At 68.0% G+C, this 18,463-nt stretch carries 18 protein-coding genes; 8 read left to right on the top strand and 10 right to left on the bottom strand.

Going from position 1 to position 18,463, the window contains the following annotated elements:
• The 3 genes from ACO6D5_RS11550 to ACO6D5_RS11540 all read right to left on the bottom strand — a co-directional run.
• The coding region (locus ACO6D5_RS11550; protein ID WP_485825465.1) for an acetyl/propionyl/methylcrotonyl-CoA carboxylase subunit alpha at positions 1-1,660 on the bottom strand (1,660 nt) is incomplete at its 3' end.
• Between the two features lie 16 nt (positions 1,661-1,676).
• Positions 1,677-3,296, bottom strand: coding sequence for a 5-oxoprolinase subunit B/C family protein (locus ACO6D5_RS11545; protein WP_485825464.1), 1,620 nt, complete (start codon positions 3,294-3,296; stop codon positions 1,677-1,679).
• A gap of 56 nt (positions 3,297-3,352) precedes the next feature.
• Positions 3,353-4,123: a LamB/YcsF family protein gene (locus tag ACO6D5_RS11540; RefSeq protein WP_485825463.1), complete on the bottom strand. Its 771-nt coding sequence runs from the start codon at positions 4,121-4,123 to the stop codon at positions 3,353-3,355.
• Between the two features lie 216 nt (positions 4,124-4,339).
• On the opposite strand from ACO6D5_RS11540, the gene ACO6D5_RS11535 reads away from it, so the two are divergent.
• Positions 4,340-5,008, top strand: a complete 669-nt coding sequence (locus tag ACO6D5_RS11535; protein ID WP_315847431.1) for a GntR family transcriptional regulator — start codon at positions 4,340-4,342, stop codon at positions 5,006-5,008.
• Here ACO6D5_RS11535 and ACO6D5_RS11530 read toward each other — a convergent pair.
• Positions 4,975-6,396, bottom strand: coding sequence for a PepSY-associated TM helix domain-containing protein (locus ACO6D5_RS11530; RefSeq protein WP_485825462.1), 1,422 nt, complete (start codon positions 6,394-6,396; stop codon positions 4,975-4,977). The genes ACO6D5_RS11535 and ACO6D5_RS11530 overlap by 34 nt on opposite strands.
• A gap of 75 nt (positions 6,397-6,471) precedes the next feature.
• Positions 6,472-6,924: a DUF2946 family protein gene (locus ACO6D5_RS11525; RefSeq protein WP_485825461.1), complete on the bottom strand. Its 453-nt coding sequence runs from the start codon at positions 6,922-6,924 to the stop codon at positions 6,472-6,474.
• Positions 6,925-7,133: 209 nt separating this feature from the next.
• Here ACO6D5_RS11525 and ACO6D5_RS11520 point away from each other — a divergent pair, with 209 nt between their 5' ends.
• Both ACO6D5_RS11520 and ACO6D5_RS11515 read left to right on the top strand, forming a co-directional pair.
• On the top strand, positions 7,134-7,517 hold the full coding sequence (locus ACO6D5_RS11520; protein WP_315847434.1) for a hypothetical protein: 384 nt from the start codon (positions 7,134-7,136) through the stop codon (positions 7,515-7,517).
• A 10-nt stretch (positions 7,518-7,527) separates the two neighbouring features.
• On the top strand, positions 7,528-7,752 hold the full coding sequence (locus tag ACO6D5_RS11515) for a hypothetical protein (RefSeq protein WP_485825460.1): 225 nt from the start codon (positions 7,528-7,530) through the stop codon (positions 7,750-7,752).
• Positions 7,753-7,841: 89 nt separating this feature from the next.
• Here the strand turns inward: ACO6D5_RS11515 and ACO6D5_RS11510 are convergent, their stop codons facing one another.
• The 4 genes from ACO6D5_RS11510 to ACO6D5_RS11495 all read right to left on the bottom strand — a co-directional run bounded on the left by ACO6D5_RS11510 (position 7,842) and on the right by ACO6D5_RS11495 (position 12,736).
• Positions 7,842-8,564, bottom strand: coding sequence for a ribonuclease activity regulator RraA (locus ACO6D5_RS11510; protein WP_315847436.1), 723 nt, complete (start codon positions 8,562-8,564; stop codon positions 7,842-7,844).
• A gap of 144 nt (positions 8,565-8,708) precedes the next feature.
• Positions 8,709-11,144 (bottom strand): TonB-dependent receptor, encoded by a 2,436-nt coding sequence (locus tag ACO6D5_RS11505; protein ID WP_485825459.1) that lies wholly within the window; start codon positions 11,142-11,144, stop codon positions 8,709-8,711.
• Positions 11,145-11,277: 133 nt separating this feature from the next.
• Positions 11,278-12,246, bottom strand: coding sequence for a FecR family protein (locus tag ACO6D5_RS11500; RefSeq protein WP_485825458.1), 969 nt, complete (start codon positions 12,244-12,246; stop codon positions 11,278-11,280).
• Positions 12,233-12,736, bottom strand: coding sequence for an RNA polymerase sigma factor (locus ACO6D5_RS11495; RefSeq protein WP_485825457.1), 504 nt, complete (start codon positions 12,734-12,736; stop codon positions 12,233-12,235). The genes ACO6D5_RS11500 and ACO6D5_RS11495 overlap by 14 nt, the downstream gene beginning before the upstream one ends.
• A gap of 315 nt (positions 12,737-13,051) precedes the next feature.
• Here ACO6D5_RS11495 and ACO6D5_RS11490 point away from each other — a divergent pair, with 315 nt between their 5' ends.
• The 5 genes from ACO6D5_RS11490 to ACO6D5_RS11470 are packed head-to-tail and all read left to right on the top strand — an operon-like array spanning position 13,052 to position 17,939.
• Complete coding sequence (locus tag ACO6D5_RS11490; protein ID WP_485825456.1) at positions 13,052-13,819, top strand: endonuclease/exonuclease/phosphatase family protein; 768 nt, start codon at positions 13,052-13,054, stop codon at positions 13,817-13,819.
• On the top strand, positions 13,816-15,018 hold the full coding sequence (clsB, locus tag ACO6D5_RS11485; protein ID WP_485825455.1) for a cardiolipin synthase ClsB: 1,203 nt from the start codon (positions 13,816-13,818) through the stop codon (positions 15,016-15,018). Before ACO6D5_RS11490 ends, clsB begins: the two co-directional genes overlap by 4 nt.
• Positions 15,015-16,016, top strand: coding sequence for a lysylphosphatidylglycerol synthase domain-containing protein (locus tag ACO6D5_RS11480; protein ID WP_485825454.1), 1,002 nt, complete (start codon positions 15,015-15,017; stop codon positions 16,014-16,016). Before clsB ends, ACO6D5_RS11480 begins: the two co-directional genes overlap by 4 nt.
• 44 nt (positions 16,017-16,060) lie before the next feature.
• Positions 16,061-17,194, top strand: a complete 1,134-nt coding sequence (locus ACO6D5_RS11475) for a DUF3182 family protein (protein ID WP_485825453.1) — start codon at positions 16,061-16,063, stop codon at positions 17,192-17,194.
• On the top strand, positions 17,181-17,939 hold the full coding sequence (locus tag ACO6D5_RS11470) for an alpha/beta hydrolase family protein (protein ID WP_315846933.1): 759 nt from the start codon (positions 17,181-17,183) through the stop codon (positions 17,937-17,939). The genes ACO6D5_RS11475 and ACO6D5_RS11470 overlap by 14 nt, the downstream gene beginning before the upstream one ends.
• Before the next feature lie 45 nt (positions 17,940-17,984).
• On the opposite strand, the gene ACO6D5_RS11465 is transcribed toward ACO6D5_RS11470, so the two are convergent.
• Positions 17,985-18,383, bottom strand: a complete 399-nt coding sequence (locus tag ACO6D5_RS11465) for a PRC-barrel domain-containing protein (protein WP_006225852.1) — start codon at positions 18,381-18,383, stop codon at positions 17,985-17,987.
• Positions 18,384-18,463 lie beyond the last annotated feature (80 nt).

The following is an 18,463-nucleotide window of genomic DNA, read 5'->3' as shown; positions in this document are numbered from 1 at the left end:
CCCGGTGCGCGAGCACCTGCATTTCCATCTTCATGGCTTCCATCGTGGCGATCAGTTCGCCTTGCTTGACCGTCGCGCCGTCTTCGGCGTTCCACGACTGGATAGTGCCCGCAATCGGTGCGGCCACGCTTTGCGCGCTGGCTTGCGCCGGGGCGGCAGTTGCCTCGCCCCCGGCCGCCGCGCCTGCGGATTGCAGGCCGCGCAGCAGTTCGGCCGGCAGCCCCAGGGACACACGCCGGCCGTCGATTTCCACGGCGGTGCGGTGAAGGTTCACGGCGCCCAGCGGGGCCGGCCGCACGGCGGCTTCCAGGTCGTTGGCGAAGTCGGTTTCGATCCAGCGGGTGTGCACCTTGAAGCCTGCGCCATCGCCGATGAAATCGGCATGGTCCAGCACCGCGCGGTGGAACGGCAGCACCGAGGCCACGCCTTCGATGCGGAATTCGGCCAGCGCGCGGCGGGCGCGCGCAATCGCCTGTTCACGCGTGGCGCCGGTGACGATCAGCTTGGCCAGCAACGAATCGAACGTGCCCGGAATGGTCGAACCGGATTCCACGCCGCTGTCCACGCGCACGCCTGGGCCGGACGGGGCGGCGAACGTCGCGATGAGGCCCGGCGACGGCAGGAAGCCGCGGCCCACGTCTTCGGCATTGATGCGGAATTCGATGGCATGGCCGCGCGGCGCGGGGGCCGAGTCGATAGCTAGCGGCAGGCCATCGGCGATGCGCAGTTGCTCGACCACGAGATCCAGGCCGCAGGTCTCTTCGGTGACGGGGTGCTCCACCTGCAGGCGGGTATTGACCTCCAGGAACGAAATGGAACCCGATGCGCTCAGCAGGAATTCGACCGTGCCGGCGCCCACGTAGCCGGCATGCGCGCAGATGTCGCGCGCCGACGCGTGGATGCGCTGGCGCTGCGCGTCGCTCAGGAACGGCGCGGGCGCCTCTTCCACCAGTTTCTGGTTGCGGCGCTGCAGCGAGCAATCGCGCGTACCCAGCACCACCACCTTGCCGTGCTTGTCGGCCAGCACCTGCGCCTCGACGTGGCGCGGGTGGTCCAGGAATTGTTCGACATAGCATTCGCCGCGGCCGAACGCCGTCACGGCTTCGCGCACGGCGGATTCGTACAGGTCGGCCACGTCTTCCATGCGCCAGACGACCTTCAGGCCACGCCCGCCCCCGCCAAACGCGGCCTTGATGGCAATCGGCAAGCCATGTTCATGCGCGAAGGCCAGCACTTCTTCGGCGCCGCCGACCGGACCGGGCGTGCCCGCCACCAGCGGCGCGCCGACTTCCATGGCGATTTTGCGGGCCTGCACTTTGTCGCCCAGGCGTTCGATGGTTTCCGGCGACGGGCCGATCCAGGTCAGGCCGGCGTCGATCACGGCGCGCGCGAAGCCGGCGCTTTCGGACAGGAATCCGTAGCCCGGATGCACGGCGTCGGCACCGCTGCGGCGGGCAACGGCCAACAGCTTGTCGATATTGAGGTAGGTATCGGCCGGGCGGTCGCCCTCCAAGCCGAATGCCTCGTCGGCCATGCGCGTGTGCAGCGCGTCGAAATCGGCGTCGGCGTAGACCGCGACGGACTTCACGCCGTAGTCGGCGCAAGCGCGGATGATGCGCACCGCGATTTCGCCACGGTTGGCGATAAGGACTTTCTTCATGGCTGGCATATTCTGATTATTGCGTTGTGACTTGCGCGGCGGGGACATCAACCGGGACAAAGTCGGAAACAGGGTTCAAGCGCACGCGCGCGCCGATGGGGATCTGCGCCGCGCGGTCCAGGTGCCAGGGCGCGACCGAGCCGATCACCGGGTAGCCGCCCGTTAGCGGGTGGTCGGCCAGGAACAGCACCGGCTGGCCACTGGCCGGCACCTGGATCGACCCCTTGCGGGTGCCCTCGCTGGGCAGTTCGGCATGGTTGGCGCGCTGCAGCGGCCGGTCGCCGTTCAAGCGGATGCCGACACGATTGGACTGCGGGGTGACGGTCCAGGCCTGGCTGGCAAGCAACGCCACGGCATCGGCATCGCACCAATCGGTACGCGGCCCCAGCACGACGTCCAGCACGACCTCGACGTCCTGCACGGGCAGGTCCGCCGCCGGCAATTCCGGCGCGCCGACGATGGCGCCCTGCCCGGCCGGCAGGATGCCGATGCGGTCGCCGGCGGCAAGCGGCTCAGGGCCGACGCGCGCCAGCGTATCGGTCGAACGGCTGCCCAGCACGGGTTCCACATCGAAGCCGCCGCGCACCGCCAGGTAATAACGGATGCCCGCTACCGGCTGCCCGAGCGTGAGCGTGTCGCCGTCGTTCAAGGCGATGGCCTCGTGGCCAGGAACGGTCCAGCTGGATCCTTTGGCATCGCGCAGCGTCAGGTCGCCCCGCGCGCCGGTCACGGCCGCCACGCAGGCGCCATGCGCGCGGACCTGGAAGCCGCCGTAGACGATTTCGATGCAGGCCTGGCCGGGCGGGTTGCCGACCAGCCGGTTGGCGGCGCGCAGCGCGCCGCGGTCCATGGCGCCGGAGGCGGCCACGCCCTGGCGGGCCTGGCCGGGGCGGCCCAGGTCCTGGAAAAGCGCTTGCAGGCCGGGCGCCACGACTTCCAGCGAAGGCGTGGCGGTGCCAGCCCGGCGGGACGCGGCGGGATCCGTGCCGGTGGCGGCAGTCGGCGACGCCGCGGCGGCAGCCGCGGGGCCGGCGTCGATGAAGCGGACGCGATAGCCCGGCTGGAGCAAAGCCGGCGTGTCGCGGGACAGGTCCCACATGGGGGTCGGCGTCACGCCAAGGATCTGCCAACCGCCGGGGCTGGCTTGCGGATAAACGCCGCTGAATGTGCCGGCCAGCGCCACGGCGCCCGCCGGGATGCGGGTGCGAGGCGTCTTGCGGCGCGGCACGTCCAGGGTGGGATCGCCGCCGCTCAGGTACGCAAAGCCCGGGGCAAAGCCGGTGAACGCGACGCTATAGGTGCTGCCGGTGTGGCGGCGCACCACTTCTTCAGGCGAGATGCCGAGCAGCGTGGCGACTTCGCCCAGGTCTTCGCCGTTGTAATGCACGGGAATTTCGATCAGCGTGCCGTCCCGCGCAACGCGACCCGACGTGTCGCGGGCGCCGATATCGGCGATCAATGCCTCGCGCGTCACGCAGTCCGGGCGGAACACCACCAGCACGGTACGCGCAGCCGGCACCAGTTCGGTCACGCCGGCGATCGGCCGGGCCTGCAGCGCATCAAACAGCGCCAGCGTCTGCTCCAGATCGTCCAGTTCAACGAGCAGGGCATCGGTATTCACGGGCAGAAAGCGCACGTGTTCTCCTAGGCGGGAAATTCCCGGGGGTTCAACGTCGATGGGGCAAGGTGGCGTTACGTGGCGGCGCCGGCAAACGAGCGAATGGTAACGCCAGACTGCTCCAGGCGGCGGCGCACTTCGCGCGCCATGTCCACCGCGCCCGGGCTGTCGCCGTGCACGCAGAGGGAATCCGCCTGCACCCGGGTCAGCGAGCCGTCGATGGCTTGGACCACGCCTTCCTCGACCAGGCGCACCATACGCTCGGCCACCGCTTGCGCATCATGCAGCACGGCGCCTTTTTCGCGACGCGAGACCAAGGCGCCTTGCGGGGTATAGGCCCGGTCGGCGAACGCCTCGGACACGACGCGCAAGCCGCGCTCCCGAGCCAGCGTCAGCAGGGGCGAACCGGCCAGGCAGACCAGCGCCAGCGCCGGATCGATCTCAAGGATGGCGGTGATGACGTCGTTGCCCTGGCGCGCGTCATGCGCGATGGTGTTGTACAGCGCGCCGTGCGGCTTGACGTAGCTGACCTGCGTACCCGCGGCAGCTGCCAGGCCCTTGAGCGCGCCGATCTGATAGATCACGTCGGCAATCAGGTCGGCGCTGGCCACGTCCATGTTGCGCCGGCCGAAACCCGTCAGGTCCGGGTAGGACACGTGCGCACCCACCGCGACGCCGTTGGCGGCCGCGTTTTTCAGCGTGGCCAGGATGCCGGCCGGGTCGCCGGCATGGAAGCCGCAGGCCACGTTGGCGCTGGAGACCAGCGCCAGCATTGCGGCGTCGTCGCCCATGTTCCAGGCCCCCAGGCTTTCGCCCAGGTCGCTGTTCAGATCTATCGTGGCCATTGCTTGTTCGCCATTTGCTGTCAGGTCCAGAGTGTAGAACGTACGTTACATGATTGTTCTACACTTTTTTATGAATAGTAGATCAGATAAAAGGAAATTGCCTATCAGTACTTGCCCCAAGTCAGCACAAAATTGCTCACTATGAGGGGCAATCTGGCGGGCGCTCAGATACACTCGGCAGCAAGCAGCCTATTCGCCTGCGCCACTTTTCCGCCTATGACTGATCCCACCGCGCACCAGACCCTGACCGACAAAGTCACCGAACAGATCCGCCGCCGGCTGATCAACGGCGAATTCGCGCCCGGCCAACGGCTGTCCGAGGCGACGTTGACGCAAAGTATGGATGTATCGCGCAACACGTTGCGCGAAGCGTTCCGCAACCTGACCAAGGAAGGCTTGCTGACCCATTCGCCTAACCGCGGCGTGGCGGTGGCCGTGCCCAGCATGGCGTCCATCATCGATCTTTACCGCGTGCGGCGCATGATCGAATGCCAGGCGCTGGCCCAGGCTTACCCGCACCATCCCGCGCACCAGCGCATGCGCCAGGCGGTGGATGACGCGGTGGCCTGCCGGCAAAGCCAGGACTGGCCGGGCGTGGGAACGGCCAACATGGCCTTCCACATGGCCATCGTGCAACTGGCCGACAGCGAACGGCTGAATGCCATGTTTTCGCTGCTGCTGGCCGAGCTGCGCCTGGTCTTCGGCCTGCTGCAGGACCCGGAATTCCTGCACGCGCCGTACGCCGAAATGAACAAGCGGATACTGGAACTCGTCGAAGCCGGCGAATTCCAGAAAGCCGCCGATGCGCTCAAGGACTACCTGGCCCAATCCGAGCGCATCGTGCTGGCGAGCTATACGCGGCGCGTCAGCGCGGCAGGCGGCTGAGCCCGCCACGTCCGCAGCACGTCCACCAACAGGAACGCCAGCAGGCTGACGCCCATCACGGGCAGGCACCACCCCAGCGCTACCGCCACGCTGGCCGCCAGGATGCGCGCCGGCCAGAACAATTCGCGCCACGCCTGCGTCAGCGTCTGCCCCGATGCACCCGCCGCCGGACGGCGCAACCACCACATGCGGTAGCCCAGGACGATCATCGTAGTAAGGGCCACGCCAATCGCGGCCATGAGCAACTGGTTGGGCCAGCCGAACAGGATCCCCATGTGCATGTCCACGCCCCAACGGATCAGCTTGGCGATCAGCGGAAACGTGGCGAAGTCCGCACGGCTGGTGATGGCGTAGGTGGTCGGATCGATGGCAATGGTGTCCACCTGCGTGGGCCACGACCGGTCCACTTCGCGCACCGTCCAGGCCTGGTCGGCAGTGCGCGGCGGGCGGATCTCCAATTGGTCGCTGTCGATGCCGCCGGCGCGGGCGGCATCCAGGATGCGGTCGATATCGCCCGCCGGCGACGCCGCGGGCGTCATGGCCATGCCGGCCATTGCCCCATGATGATGCGCGTGTTCGCCCTCGCCCTGCCCCGCCGGCATGCCGGCGGCGGGCAGCTTCAGCGACACCGATGGCGTGATCCAGCCCAGTTGCGCCCGCAGTTGATCCACGCGCCCGCCCGCCCAGTTCGACCAGGTCAGGCCGGTCGCGGACAAAAACAACAGCCCCGCCGCCAGCCACAAACCCAAGATCGTGTGCAGGCGGCGCGTGCGCAGCCGCGGGCTGCGCGCCTCTGCCGCCGGATTGCGGCGGCGTCCCGCCAGCCACATGACCAGCCCGCCCAGCGTGGCCAGCCACATCCACGAGGCGGCCAGTTCGCTGTAGTTGCGCCCCAGTTCGCCCAGCATCAAGTTGCGGTGCAGATAGTCCAGCGCCGTGCGGAACGGCAACGTGCCGCTGGTGCCGTAGACGATCATGTCGCCCTTGATGTCCAGCGTGACGGGGTCCACGAACAAGGCCCGGCTTTCCGAATCGCCCAGGCCCGCGTACGTGAACATCACGCGCGTGGTGTCGCCCGGACCGGGCGCCGGACGCACGGCGAACAGCCGCGGCCCGGCGCCGATGCGGGCTTGGGCCGCCTGGACCTGACTGGCCAATGGCTGCGCGGGGCCGGTCGATGCGGTGCGCAGCTGATCGGCGTAAAGCAGGTTTTCGATCTGCGGGGTCAGCACGAACAACGTGCCGGTGACCGCCGCCACCAGGATGAAGGGGCCGACGAACAGCCCGATATAGAAATGCAGGCGGGTGATCAGCGCCAGCCAGGCGCTGCGCCCCGCGGCCCGCTCGCGCGCAGGCGCCGCGGGGGAATCCAGGGTTTGGGTGGACATGGGGTCCTCGAATACGAACGACGCCGCCCTGCCCGGGCGGCATTCATGCGCGCAGCGCGCGCACGCCAATTGCGGTCATTCGAAGACGGAGGGTGGCGCGCGTGGCCCCACCGGCGGCCCGGCGGCCGGCATGGGCGGCCGCGGGCTGTCGGCCTGGAGCGGCATCTGCGCCAGCCAGCGCAGCAGCACGGGCGCCGCCGCCAGCATCGGCGGCACATCCAGCACTTGATGAGCGCATAGCCCGAATGGGCATTCCTGCCCAGCCCCGCCGGACTCGTCGGGCGCGCCATGGCCATGATGGCCGTCGTGGGGATCCGGCTGCGCGGTCAGCAGGCGCAGCGCCGACAACGACCCGCCGCCCGCCGCGCAGAATCCCAGGGCCAGCCGGCCCTGGCGCAGCGCGTCGGCGTCCGGCATATAGCCGACCGGCACCCAGGCCCGCGCCACCAGCAACAGCAGCAGCAATAGCCGCCCGAAATCGGCGGCCGAGGCAATGCGGAGGAGTCGACAGGAAAGACCGGTGCGCATGCGCCCCATCCAGCGCGCCGGCGGATTCCGGCGCCATGCCGGAATTCTACTCGCGCCCCAGGGCAAGCCGGTCCACGCATTCTGCTTGCGAATGCCTTCTTTCGGGCATAAATTGAGCAGACCCGTTTCTGGCCCGGGCCCACCGGTCCGCGCCATGGACGGCGTCGAAAGGTCGTTTTTTATCTTTTAAGCCCGCGAGGAGCGTTGCGATGAAAGTGAAACACCTGTTAGGCCCGGCAGCCCTTGCGCTGTCCCTGCTGTTCACCACGCCTGGCGTGGCCCAAACCGCCGATCCAGCCCCCATCATCACCGGGAAGCAATGGACGGAATCCGATGCCAGCCATAAGAAAGCCTACCTGCTGGGAATCGCCAACCTTCTGCAAGTCGAACGCGCCTACCAGGAACGGCGCAAGCTCAACGACACCCAGACGCTGGTGCCCAGATTCATGACCGGCCTGCAATCCCATACACTCGATTCGGTGCGCGAAGGGCTGGACAGCTGGTATGCCGCGAACCCCACCAAGCTGGACCGCCCCGTGATCGAGACCTTGTGGTTCGAGATCGTCGTCCCCGGCGCGAAGCGCAAGCCTTGAAGGAACCGTCATGAAGCTCATTCGATCGATTGTCATCAGTGTCGCGATAGGGACGCTTGCGGCCTGCACGAACATGACGCCCAAGCAGCAAGGCACCGTGTCCGGTGCCGCCATCGGCGCTGCCGCGGGCGCAGGTATTGCCGCCATCGCGGGCGGCAGCGCATGGACGGGAGCCGCCATCGGCGGCGTGGCGGGCGGCGTCGCGGGCAATATCCGCGGCGGCAAATCCTACTGACCCCGCACCTGGCCCCGGGGCGTGGCGCTTGCGCAGCCGCCACCCGGGGCCTCCAGCAGGCCGGTCACCTCAGCCTGCCCACAGGTCCCCTAGCCCTGTTTGGCGCGCCAGGCTTGGTACTTGGCCTGGTTTTCCTGGTTGGGCGGATACAGTCCGGGCAGCTTCTCGCCCGCTTCCACCTGCTGCATGATCCAGCCTTCCAGGCGCTCCTGCTCGATGGCGATCTCGACGACCTCGTCCAGCAAGGCCGCCGGAATCAGCACCGCGCCGTCGCGGTCCAGCACGATCACGTCATTCGGAAACACCGCGACGCCGCCGCAGCCGACCGGTTCCTGCCAGCCCACGAAGGTCAGGCCGGCAACCGATGGCGGCGCAGCCGCGCCGCTGCACCACACCGGCAGGCCGGTGCCCTCGACGCCCTCCAGATCGCGGACTACACCGTCCGTCACCAGTGCGGCCACGCCGCGCTTTTGCATCCGGGCGCACAGGATGTCGCCGAAGATGCCGGCATCCGTCACGCCCATCGCGTCCACCACGGCAATGCAGCCTTCTGGCATGTCTTCAATCGCCGCCCGCGTGGAAATGGGCGACGCCCACGAGGCCGGCGTGGCCAGGTCCTCGCGGGCCGGCACGAAGCGCAGCGTAAACGCGCGCCCCACGATCCGCTTGGCGCCCGGCGCCAACGGCCGCGCGCCGCGCAGCCATACGTTGCGCAGCCCCTTCTTGAGCAGCACGGTGGTCAGCGTGGCTGTGGTGATGCCGGCCAAGGCCTGGACGACGCGGGCGTCCAAAGGCTGAGGTGCAATCGTCATGATGCAGGTTCTCCTTGAATGGACTTCGATTGTGACCCTGCGCAAAACGCAACACAACACGGTTTTTGCAGATTCAGAATCCGTTTTTTATACCTGCGTCTTCGGTCTCGCCCTTGCCGCGCACGCCGCCCCGGCCCCTTACGCTTACCAGCGGTGCTGGTACGTCAGCGTCAACACGGTGCCGGCCGCGGGCAGGCGGCTGGTATTCGTGCCGCTGCGCATCAACTGGCTATATAGCGGGTAGTACTCGCGGTTGAACAGGTTTTCGATGCCGACCGTCACCGTGTCCTTCTTGGTGAACTGGTATCGGCTCATGACGTCCACCGTGAAATAGCTGTTGACCTCGCGCCGCCCGAAGCTGGCCACGCCGTCCAGCCGATAGTCCTTGCTGGCGTAGTAGTTGGCCTGGATGCGGTTACTCCAGCGCTCGTTCGGCCGGTACTGCACGTAACCCGTCAACTTCACTGGCGGAATGCGGTATCCCGTCATGTTGCGCCATTCGCCGCCATCGGGCTGCTCCTGACCCTTCATCCAGGTGAACGTGCCGCCCGCGCCCCAGATTTCGTCGTCGGTCAGGTAATCCGCAGCGGCTTCCACGCCGTACACGCGTTCCTTGGTGCGGGTCAGGATGAGGCCGTTGTTGAAGCTCTGCACGTCGCCCAGTTTCGACGTGGTGTAGAACACCGCCACCGACGCCGTGGTGTTGTTGCCCACGGCGCCGCGCCAGCCCAGCTCGTAGTTGTTGGTCTTGACGGGCTCCAGTTCCGACGAGCCGATGTCGAAGCCCGGCCGCGCATTGCGCATCTGCACGCCGATGTCGGGCAATTGGAAACCCTGGCTGAACGACGTGTAGAACTCCTGGCCGCGCACGGGCTCATAGCTCAAGCCCAGGTTGAACAGCAAGGCGTCGTAATTCACGGTGCCGCCCTGCACCGTGACGGGCGACGGCACCCGCGACTGCGACAGCGGCACGAAATCATTGAAACGGGCCGACGAATATTCGTAGCGCACGCCGCCCTGCCCCGACCACTGGTCGTTGAAGCGGTGTTCCAGCTGGCCGAAGATGCCGGTGCTGCGCGTGGTCAACTCCGGCATGTAGGTCAGCGTGCCCGTCTTGCGGAATACGCGGCCGCCACTGCTGTCGAACGCGGCCGGGTCGAAGATATCGATCGGCATGTCGCTGCGTTCCTGGTTGAAGTCCACGCCCCATAGCAAGCGGGTCTTGTCGGAGGCGCCCAATGGCGTGTCGATCGTCAGGCGGCTGCCCAGCACCTTCGAATTCTGCATGGCCTGGTCCACGTTGCCGCCCCGGGTGACCACGGCGCGGGCGTCGAACGGCGTGAAACGCGTGTAGTAGTCGCGGTAATAGACCTGGGCCGACAGCTTGCTGCCCCACAGGTTCTGGTGCTGGTATTCCAGGTTCACCAGCGTATTGCGGATCTGGTTCTGGTCGGCCAGTTCCAGCCCGCCCAGCGGCAAGGCGCGCGCGGTGCCCGGCGGCAAGCGGCCCACTGAAGGGTCTGAGCCGTAATTGCTGTCCTGATCGGCGTTGTAGTAGCTGGCCGACAGTTGCACCCGCTGGTCATCGTCGATGCGCAGCCCCAGTTTGCCGCCCACGCTGTAGATGTTGGAATCGAACAGGTCGCCCTGGCTGGGCTCGGAGGCGATCCGGCGGCCCTGCGCGTCGTACGACGCGCCGTTGTGCCGCGCGCCCAGGTCCAGCGCGTAATCGAGCTTGCCCTGGCTGCCGGCAAAATGCTGCTGCAGCTGGCCGCCCAGGCCGTCGGCCCGCAGGCGGCTCAGCGGAGAGACGGCGGTCAACGTGGTCTCGGACACGGGTTCGCCCCCGGCCGGGCGCGTCGTGATTGACACGATCCCGCCCGTCGCGCCCGCGCCATAGATCGAGCTGCTGCCCCGCAGCACTTCGACGCGTTCGATGATGGCCGGATCGATGTTGGCCAGGTTGCGCGACGAGTCGCGGTTGGTATTCAGCGGTATGCCGTCCACCAGCACCAGGATGCCGCGGCCGCGCAGGGTCTGGCCGTAATCGGTGATGGTGCGGCTGGAGTCCGCCATGCCGGGCACGACCTTGGACAGGACGGTGGCCAGGCTGTCGGAGCCTGTGCGCAGTTCTTGCAGGTTGTCGCGCTCCAGCACGATGGTCTGCTGCACCGGGCTGACCAGGTTGCTGGCCATGCGCGAGGCGCTGACCTCGATCGGCGCCAACACCGTCGGCGCGGCCGCGCTGGCCGGCTCAAGAATGATGGCGCTGCCTTCTCGGCGGGCGCGCAGCGGGGTGTCGCGCAGCAAGGCGTCCAGCGCCTGTTCGGGCGTCATCGTGCCCGACACCGCCTGCGCCTGCATGCCCGCCACGGCCTGCGGCGTATAGAAAATCTGCAAGCCATGCTGCTGCGCCAACCGCTTGAGCGCGCCGTCCAACGGCTGGGCGGGGATGTCGATGGCGACCGGCGGCGACGCCGCCCAGGCGGCAGGCGCCCCCAATGCGATCAACACTGCCGCGCTGACGGCCCTGATCCGGCAAGCCACCGGCCGCGCGCGCTTGTTCTTATTGCGATCCACTTCATCCTCTCCTGAGTGGGGCGGTCTCCGGCCCCCTTGGCCGGCATAGCCCCGCAATAAGAGAGAAGACGCAAAAACGGAAAAAAACCTGAATGCCGGCCCGAAATATTTTTGCCGGGCCACCGTCGCGGGCTCACCGGCCCGCGATCTCGGCCCGTCCGTCGGGCAGCGTGCGCACCGTCACCGGCAGGATGTGCGGCAGCGCCGTCAGGAAGGCGTCGGTGTCGTCGATACGGAAGACGCTGGTCAGGCGCAGGTCCGCCAAGCCCTTGCCGTCGGCCAGCACGATCGTTTGCGCGCGATAGCGCGACACCTCGCGCACCGCGCTGGCCAGGTCGGTGTCGCTGAAGACGATCTGCCCCGCGCGCCAGGCCAGCGCCGACGCCACAGGCGCCGTTTGCGGCGGCTCGACCTTGCCCTGGGCGCCGATCCGGGCGCCGAGTCCGGGCGTCACCGACACGGCATGGCCGGCCTCATCCTGCCGCCCAGCCACCCGCACCGACCCGGATTCGACCATCACCCGCACTTCGTCCCCGTCGCGCCGAACGTCGAACCGCGTGCCCGTAACGGTGGCCGTGCCCAGCCCGGCGTCCACCACGAACGGGCGGCCGGCGTCCTTGTCGACGGCGAACAGCGCTTCGCCTTCTACCAGTTCGACCTGTCTTGTCCCCGCGTCGAACCGCACTTTCAAATGAGTGCGGCTGTTCAATTCCGCGCTGGACCCGTCGGGCAGCGCCACCACGCGGCGCTCACCCGGCGCTGTCCGGTACTCCGCCGTCTGCACCGCGGCGGGCTGATACCGCTGCCAGAACAGGACGCCCGCGCCGACTGCCAGCGCAGTCAGGCTCAACGCCAGCACCTGGCGCCGTCCGGACGACGATGCGCGCCGGCGCGGCTGGGCCAGCGCCCGCAAGCGGTCGGCAGGCACGACGGCCGCGGCCTGCCAGATGGATTCGAGCACGCGGTATTCGTAGGCATGGCGCGGATCGGCGGCCAGCCAGGCCTGCAGCTCGGCCTGCCCGGCGGCATCCAGTTCGCCGGACCGCGTGCGGGCGAACCATTTGGCTGCCTCGACCCGCGGCGCGTCGCTAGCTGGGCGCATAAGCCCCCAAGCGGTCGCGCAGGTGCAAGGCGGTACGGATCATGTATTTTTCGACCATGTTTTTGCTCAGGCCCATGCGCTCGGCGATCTCGGCCTGCGTCAGGCCCTCCAGCCGTTGCCAGATGAAGACCTGGCGGCATTTGAGCGGCAATTCGGCCAGCGCCGTCTCCAGCGCCTGCCCCAATTGCTGCGTGCGCGCCTCGGCCACGGGATCGCCCAGCTCGCTGGGATGGGTCGCTATGGTATCAAGCGTCACCCACTCTTGCCCGCCTTCGCGGCGGAAGCTGTCGACGGCCGTATTGCGCGCCGCCTGATGCAGGTAGGCGCGCGGCTGTTCGACGTGGGCGGAACCGGCCTCCAGGCACTTCACGAAGGCGTCATGGGTCAAGTCCTGCGCGGCGTCGCGGCAACCCAGCTTGCGGGTCCAGACGGCGAGCAGTTCTTCGTAATAGGCAAGAAAGCCGTGTGGACGGGACCGGGAAGATGACATGGGGCAGAATCAATGCGAAGCGGCATGATAATGCTTTTTATTACCGATTGTCATTCGCCCCCTGCAAGATCGCGGCTGCGGCGTCTGAAGCCCTGCTTCTCCCAAGCCGCCGGCAACAGCGGCATGCCAGGCTTGCGGCAAGCCCAGACCCCCTCCTCCCCGGCGTCGGGAAAATCTGCCAGGCGTACCGGTTTTTCCGCACCAGCCGGCCCGCGGCCAGGGCGTGGCCGGCGATTTCCCCTGCTGACGCCGGCGCCGAGCCGGCCCGGGCACGCTAATTGCGCCTGGCTGGGGGTTTCCCATCCCGGAGAGTCCATGCCCGCCCCGAACCACGATGCCTCCCGGAGGTTGACGGTGCTGACCGTCAACACCCATAAAGGATTCACCAGCTTCAACCGGCGCTTCATGCTGCACGACCTGCGCGCAGCCCTGCGGACCGCCGCTCCCGACGTGGTGTTCCTGCAGGAAGTGCTGGGCGAGCATCAGGCGCATGCCGAACGCCACCCGGCAGCCTGGCCGGCGTTGTCGCAGTATGAATTCCTGGCCGACTCGCTGTGGACGGACTTCGCCTATGGCCGCAACGCCGTCTATCCGGCCGGCCATCATGGCAATGCGATCCTGTCGCGCTACCCCATCGAGCGGTACGAAAACCATGACGTCAGCGTGGATGGGCACGAAGGCCGCGGCTTGCTCCATTGTGTGCTGCGGGTGCCGGACAGCGCGCCCGTCCATGCGATCTGCGTGCACCTGGGCTTGCTGGAACGCCATCGGGGCCAGCAATTGAATGGACTATGCGAGCTGGTCAGCCGCGACGTGCCGGCGGGCGAACCGCTGCTGATCGCGGGCGACTTCAACGATTGGCGCTTGAATGCGGACAGGTTGATGGCCGGCTGCGGCACGCAGGAAGTGTTCACCACCCGTCTTGGCCGCCCTGCCCGCACCTTCCCGGCCCGCTGGCCCTTGCTGCGGCTGGACAGAATCTATGTGCGCAGCGTGCGCGACTGGCGTCCCGTCCCCCTGGCCTCCCGCGTCTGGTCGCGCCTGTCGGATCATGTGCCGATTTCCGCGGAGATCGCGCTATGACGGCCGTTGATCTGGGTTGGCGGGAGGGCAACCGCTACACGCTGCTGGAGAATGGCGAGGTCTATTTCCCCGCGGTGCGGCGCGCCATCGACTCGGCCCAGCACGAAGTGCTGGTCGAGACCTTCATCCTGTTCGACGACAAGGTCGGGCAGGCATTGCAGCAGACGCTGATTGCCGCCGCCGGGCGCGGCGTCAGTGTGGACCTGCTGGTGGACGGCTACGGATCGGACGAATTGACGCCCGAGTTCATCGGCGCCATGACCGAAAGCGGCGTGCGCGTCCATATTTTCGACCCGCGCCCAAGGCTGCTGGGCATCCGGACCAACGTGTTCCGCCGCATGCACCGCAAGATCGTCGCGGTGGACGGCCGGTGCGCCCTGGTGGGCGGCATCAATTTCTCGGCGGACCATCTGCCGGATTTCGGCCCCGAAGCCAAGCAGGATTACGCCGTGCAGGTGGACGGGCCGTTGGCGGCCGACATTGCCGACTACGCCCGCGCGGCCTTGCAGCGGCGCCCGCCGCGCCGGTGGCGGCGGCCGCCTGCGGCATCAATGCCCGACGGCGACGGCGGCGGGCGCCTGGTGGTGCGCGACAACCTGGGCCACACGACCGACATCGAGCGCTATTACCGCGCCGGCCTGCGCGCCGCCAAGCGCGACGTGCTGATCGCCAACGCCTATTTCTTCCCCGGCTATCGACTGCTGCGAGACCTGGCCAACGCCGCGCGCCGGGGCGTCCGCGTGCGCCTGCTGCTGCAGGGCGAACCCGACATGCTGGTGGCCCGCCTTGCCGCCACGATGCTCTATGACCACCTGATGAGCGCGGGCGTCGAGATCTTCGAGTATTGCAAGCGGCCGCTGCACGGCAAGGTGGCCTGCATGGATGACGACTGGTGCACCGTGGGCTCCAGCAACCTGGATCCGCTGAGCCTGGCCTTGAACCTGGAGGCCAACGTGGTGGCGCGCGACGCGTCGCTGAACGGCGCGTTGCGCGAAAGCCTGGAGCGCCTGATCGCGCAGGACTGCAAGCCGGTCCCCAGGAGCCCGAAGCCCACCCGGGCGTTGCGGCGCTTCTGGGTAGGCGTGGTGGTATTCCACTTCCTGCGGCGCTTTCCGGCCTGGGCGGGTTCACTGCCGGCCCACAAGCCCAAGCTGCAGACCATCAAGCCCGCCCCGCCAGGCGAAGGCGAGGCGGCATGAGGGTGTTCCGCACGACGCTCATGCGCTCGCTGCGCCATCGCTGGCCGCGCATCAAGAAGGTGCTGCCCTGGCTGATACTGGCCGCGGTGGCGGGTCTGCTGTTCTATTTCGGCCGCTCCGTGGATTGGCCCGAGGTGTGGCAGGCCATGCGCCGCATTCCCCACGATGCCATCTTCATGGCGGGCGGTTTGGTCGCGCTGGGCTATCTGAGCTATGCCACGCTGGATCTGTTGGGGCGCCGCTACACGGGCCACAAGTTGCCGTGGCCGACCGTGGTGGGCGTGGCGGTGCTTAGCTACGCCTTGAACCTGAACCTGGGCGTGCTGCTCGGCGGCCTGGGTACACGCCTGCGCCTGTACGCGCGGCTGGGTTGCCGCAAGGCGGTGGCGACGCGCGTCGCCCTGTTTTCGGCGGCCTCGAACTGGATCGGCTACGCGTGGGTGGCGGGCGCGGTGTTCGTCAGCGGCGCATTGCCGGTGCCGCAAGGTTGGGATGTCGGCAGCGGCGTCCTCCGGCTGATCGGCGCGGCCATGCTGGCCGCAGGCGTCGGCTATGTGTGGGCATGCGCCCGCGCGCGCCGGCGGTCCGCCACCTGGTTCGGCCAGCGCATCACGTTGCCGCGGGCGCGCATGGCGGCGCTGCAGTGCCTGTTCGCCGGCCTGTCGTGGATGCTCATGGGGGCCGTGGCCTATGTGCTGCTGCAGGGCAAAGCCCCCTACCCGGTGGTGCTGGGCATTTTGCTGTGCTCGAGCTTTGCCGCCGTGCTGACGCGCGTGCCCGGCGGCCTGGGCACCACGGAGGCGATTTTCGTGGCCGTGCTGGCGCCGAAATTGCCGTACTCCGAGGTGCTGGGCGCCGCCTTGGCCTACCGCGCCTGCTACGCCCTGGCCCCGCTGTGCCTGGCGCTGGCCGCCTTCCCGATCGTGGAAGCGCGCATCGCATGGCGCAAGCGCCAGACGCCGGCCGCGTTGACCGGGCATGAAAAAGCGTCTTCCTAGGCGCCGGCGCCTGCCCGGGCACGCCGCTTGCTGCCATCGCCGACATGAGAAAAATCCCGCACCCGCCTGAGTCCGACCTGGTCGTCGCCTACCCTCGCCGGGCCAACGCGTCTGAACACGAGATCGCGTCCCAGGAAGCCATGGCCGCTCGCCTGGCCGCGTTGCTGGGGCGCCGGTTCAAGCCGGATTACCGGCCGAGCCGCCATCGGGACGAACCGCCCCCTTATTACGTGCCCGACCGCACGCTGATCGGCGTGGTCCGCGCCGCGCGACTGGGCATCACCCGGGCAGCGGACCTGTACGGGGGCGTCGCCCCGCATTCCTTTGTGGCGGGCAAGTCCATTACCCATGGGCTGGCCGGCCCCCATGCCAAGGCACCGAAAGCGTGGGTGGCAAGCCTGGGCGACACCTTGCGCGACGTGGTCCTGACCGGATACACGGCCTTCACCCCCCAGGACGCCGAGGCCGCCGGCCTGCTGTTGCTCAAGCGCGGACGGCTGCGCATCAAGCCCGCGGATGCCACCGCCGGGCGTGGTCAAGTCGTCGTGCGCAACGCGGCCGAATTGCGCACGGCGCTGGCGGACCAATCGGCCACGGCCATGCGCAGGCTCGGCCTGGTGCTCGAGGAAGACCTGGAAGACGTCACGACCTACAGCGTCGGTTGGGCGCGCGTAGGCAAGATGGAAATCTCGTACGTCGGCACCCAGTCGCTGACGCCGGACAATACGGGCGTGCCGGTATACGGCGGATCGGAATTGCGGCTGGCGCGGGGCGGCTTTGACGCCCTTCGGGCATTGGATCTGGAACCCCGGGAACGGCAGGCCGTGGACATGGCCTGCCACTACGACGCCGCGGTGTCGACCGCGTATCCCCAACTGTTCGCCTCGCGGCGCAATTACGACGTGGCGTTCGGCCGCAACGCGGCGGGCGAAACACGGGGCGGCGTCCTGGAGCAATCATGGCGTGCGGGCGGCGCCAGCCTGGCCGAACTGGCCGCCATGCAGGCATTCGCCCTGTCGCCGGCGATGGCGTCGGTGCGCGCCGCTACCCGTGAACGCTACGGCCCGGATGCGCCCCGACCGATCCCGCAGCATCTGGTCTTCCATGGGGAGGATTCCGCCGTCGGCCACATCAGCAAGTCCGGCGGCGTGTTGGAGGACACCGATGGCGGCGCATAGCGATCCCATCGCGCTATCGGTCGACGGCCAGACCCTTGACGGCACATTCCTGACGCCGGAAGACAAAGTGCCCGGCGTGCTCTTCATCCATGGGTGGGGCGGCAGCCAGGCCTTCGACCTGAACCGCGCCAAGGGGATTGCCGCGCTGGGATGCGTCTGCCTGACGTTCGACCTGCGCGGCCACGCCGCCACCCGCGAGCAGCAATTGCAGGTCACCCGGGAAGACAATCTGCGCGACGTGGTGGCGGCCTACGACCGCCTGGCCGCGCACCCGTCGCTGGACTCCGGGTCGGTGGCGGTGGTGGGCAGCAGCTATGGCGGCTATCTGGCCGCCCTGCTCAGCAGCCTGCGCCGCGTGCGGTGGCTGGCCTTACACGTGCCGGCCCTGTATCTGGATGACGAATGGCTGTTGCCCAAGAACCAGTTGAACCGCGAGACGCTGCGCGCGTACCGCAACAGCTACGTCCCGCCGGAGTCGAATCGGGCCCTGAAGGCCTGCGCGGATTTCGCGGGCGACGTGCTGATCGTCGAGGCCGAACACGATACGTTCATTCCCCACTCCACCATCATGAGCTACCGCTCGGCGTTTCGCCGGTCGCATTCGCTGACGCACCGCATCATCGACGGCGCGGACCACGCGCTCACGGAAAAAACGGCGCAGCGCGCCTATACCTCGATCCTGGTCAACTGGGTGACGGAAATGGTGACCGGCGCGCGGATCGCGGACCCGCGGCCGGTTCCGTGACGCCGGAGCCTGGCGGCCCCGGGCATCATGGCCTGCCGTGATGGCCTACCAATAGATGTCCTGCTTGTAATAGGTGTGCAGGCTCCTCGCCCACGTCTCGTCCGCCATGCTGGGCCAATTGTCCTTGTCGAACCCCGGCGCGTTCTTCAGGGTCTCCTTGTCGACGTTCAACACGAAGCACTTGCGGTCGGTGTCCAGCGTCAACGCGCCCCAGGGGATCGCGAACAGCTTGTCGCCGATGCCCAGCACGCCGCCGCGCGACAGGACCGCATAGGCCACGCGTCCGCGCGGCACGTCGATCATGATGTCCTTGATCGATCCCAGTTCCTCGCCGGCCGAGTTGTATACGTCATTACCTTCCAACGTATCGGCCGCCATGACCTGCGGACCCGGGCCGGTCGGGTTGCTCTTGGGGCCGCCCACGATGTTGGTCTGAGTTTCCATGGTCTATCTCCTTTGCCGGGGCATGCGCCCCGCGTTGTGGTGGTAGGAGCCTGTTCCTCCGCAAGCGCCGTGCCGCACGC

Source organism: Achromobacter sp. (assembly GCF_057314935.1).
Note: the sequence above shows the minus strand (reverse complement) of the source record. Positions and strands in the feature narration are given on the sequence as shown.

Coding starts and splice junctions, on each gene's coding strand:
- ACO6D5_RS11510 (WP_315847436.1), bottom strand. CDS start 8,564: ATGACGATTGCACCTCAGCCTTTGGACGCCCGCGTCGTCCAGGCCTTG.
- ACO6D5_RS11540 (WP_485825463.1), bottom strand. CDS start 4,123: ATGGCCACGATAGATCTGAACAGCGACCTGGGCGAAAGCCTGGGGGCC.
- ACO6D5_RS11530 (WP_485825462.1), bottom strand. CDS start 6,396: ATGTCCACCCAAACCCTGGATTCCCCCGCGGCGCCTGCGCGCGAGCGG.
- ACO6D5_RS11490 (WP_485825456.1), top strand. CDS start 13,052: ATGCCCGCCCCGAACCACGATGCCTCCCGGAGGTTGACGGTGCTGACC.
- ACO6D5_RS11480 (WP_485825454.1), top strand. CDS start 15,015: ATGAGGGTGTTCCGCACGACGCTCATGCGCTCGCTGCGCCATCGCTGG.
- ACO6D5_RS11515 (WP_485825460.1), top strand. CDS start 7,528: ATGAAGCTCATTCGATCGATTGTCATCAGTGTCGCGATAGGGACGCTT.
- ACO6D5_RS11470 (WP_315846933.1), top strand. CDS start 17,181: ATGGCGGCGCATAGCGATCCCATCGCGCTATCGGTCGACGGCCAGACC.
- ACO6D5_RS11525 (WP_485825461.1), bottom strand. CDS start 6,924: ATGCGCACCGGTCTTTCCTGTCGACTCCTCCGCATTGCCTCGGCCGCC.
- ACO6D5_RS11535 (WP_315847431.1), top strand. CDS start 4,340: ATGACTGATCCCACCGCGCACCAGACCCTGACCGACAAAGTCACCGAA.
- ACO6D5_RS11520 (WP_315847434.1), top strand. CDS start 7,134: ATGAAAGTGAAACACCTGTTAGGCCCGGCAGCCCTTGCGCTGTCCCTG.
- clsB (WP_485825455.1), top strand. CDS start 13,816: ATGACGGCCGTTGATCTGGGTTGGCGGGAGGGCAACCGCTACACGCTG.
- ACO6D5_RS11465 (WP_006225852.1), bottom strand. CDS start 18,383: ATGGAAACTCAGACCAACATCGTGGGCGGCCCCAAGAGCAACCCGACC.
- ACO6D5_RS11500 (WP_485825458.1), bottom strand. CDS start 12,246: ATGCGCCCAGCTAGCGACGCGCCGCGGGTCGAGGCAGCCAAATGGTTC.
- ACO6D5_RS11495 (WP_485825457.1), bottom strand. CDS start 12,736: ATGTCATCTTCCCGGTCCCGTCCACACGGCTTTCTTGCCTATTACGAA.
- ACO6D5_RS11475 (WP_485825453.1), top strand. CDS start 16,061: ATGAGAAAAATCCCGCACCCGCCTGAGTCCGACCTGGTCGTCGCCTAC.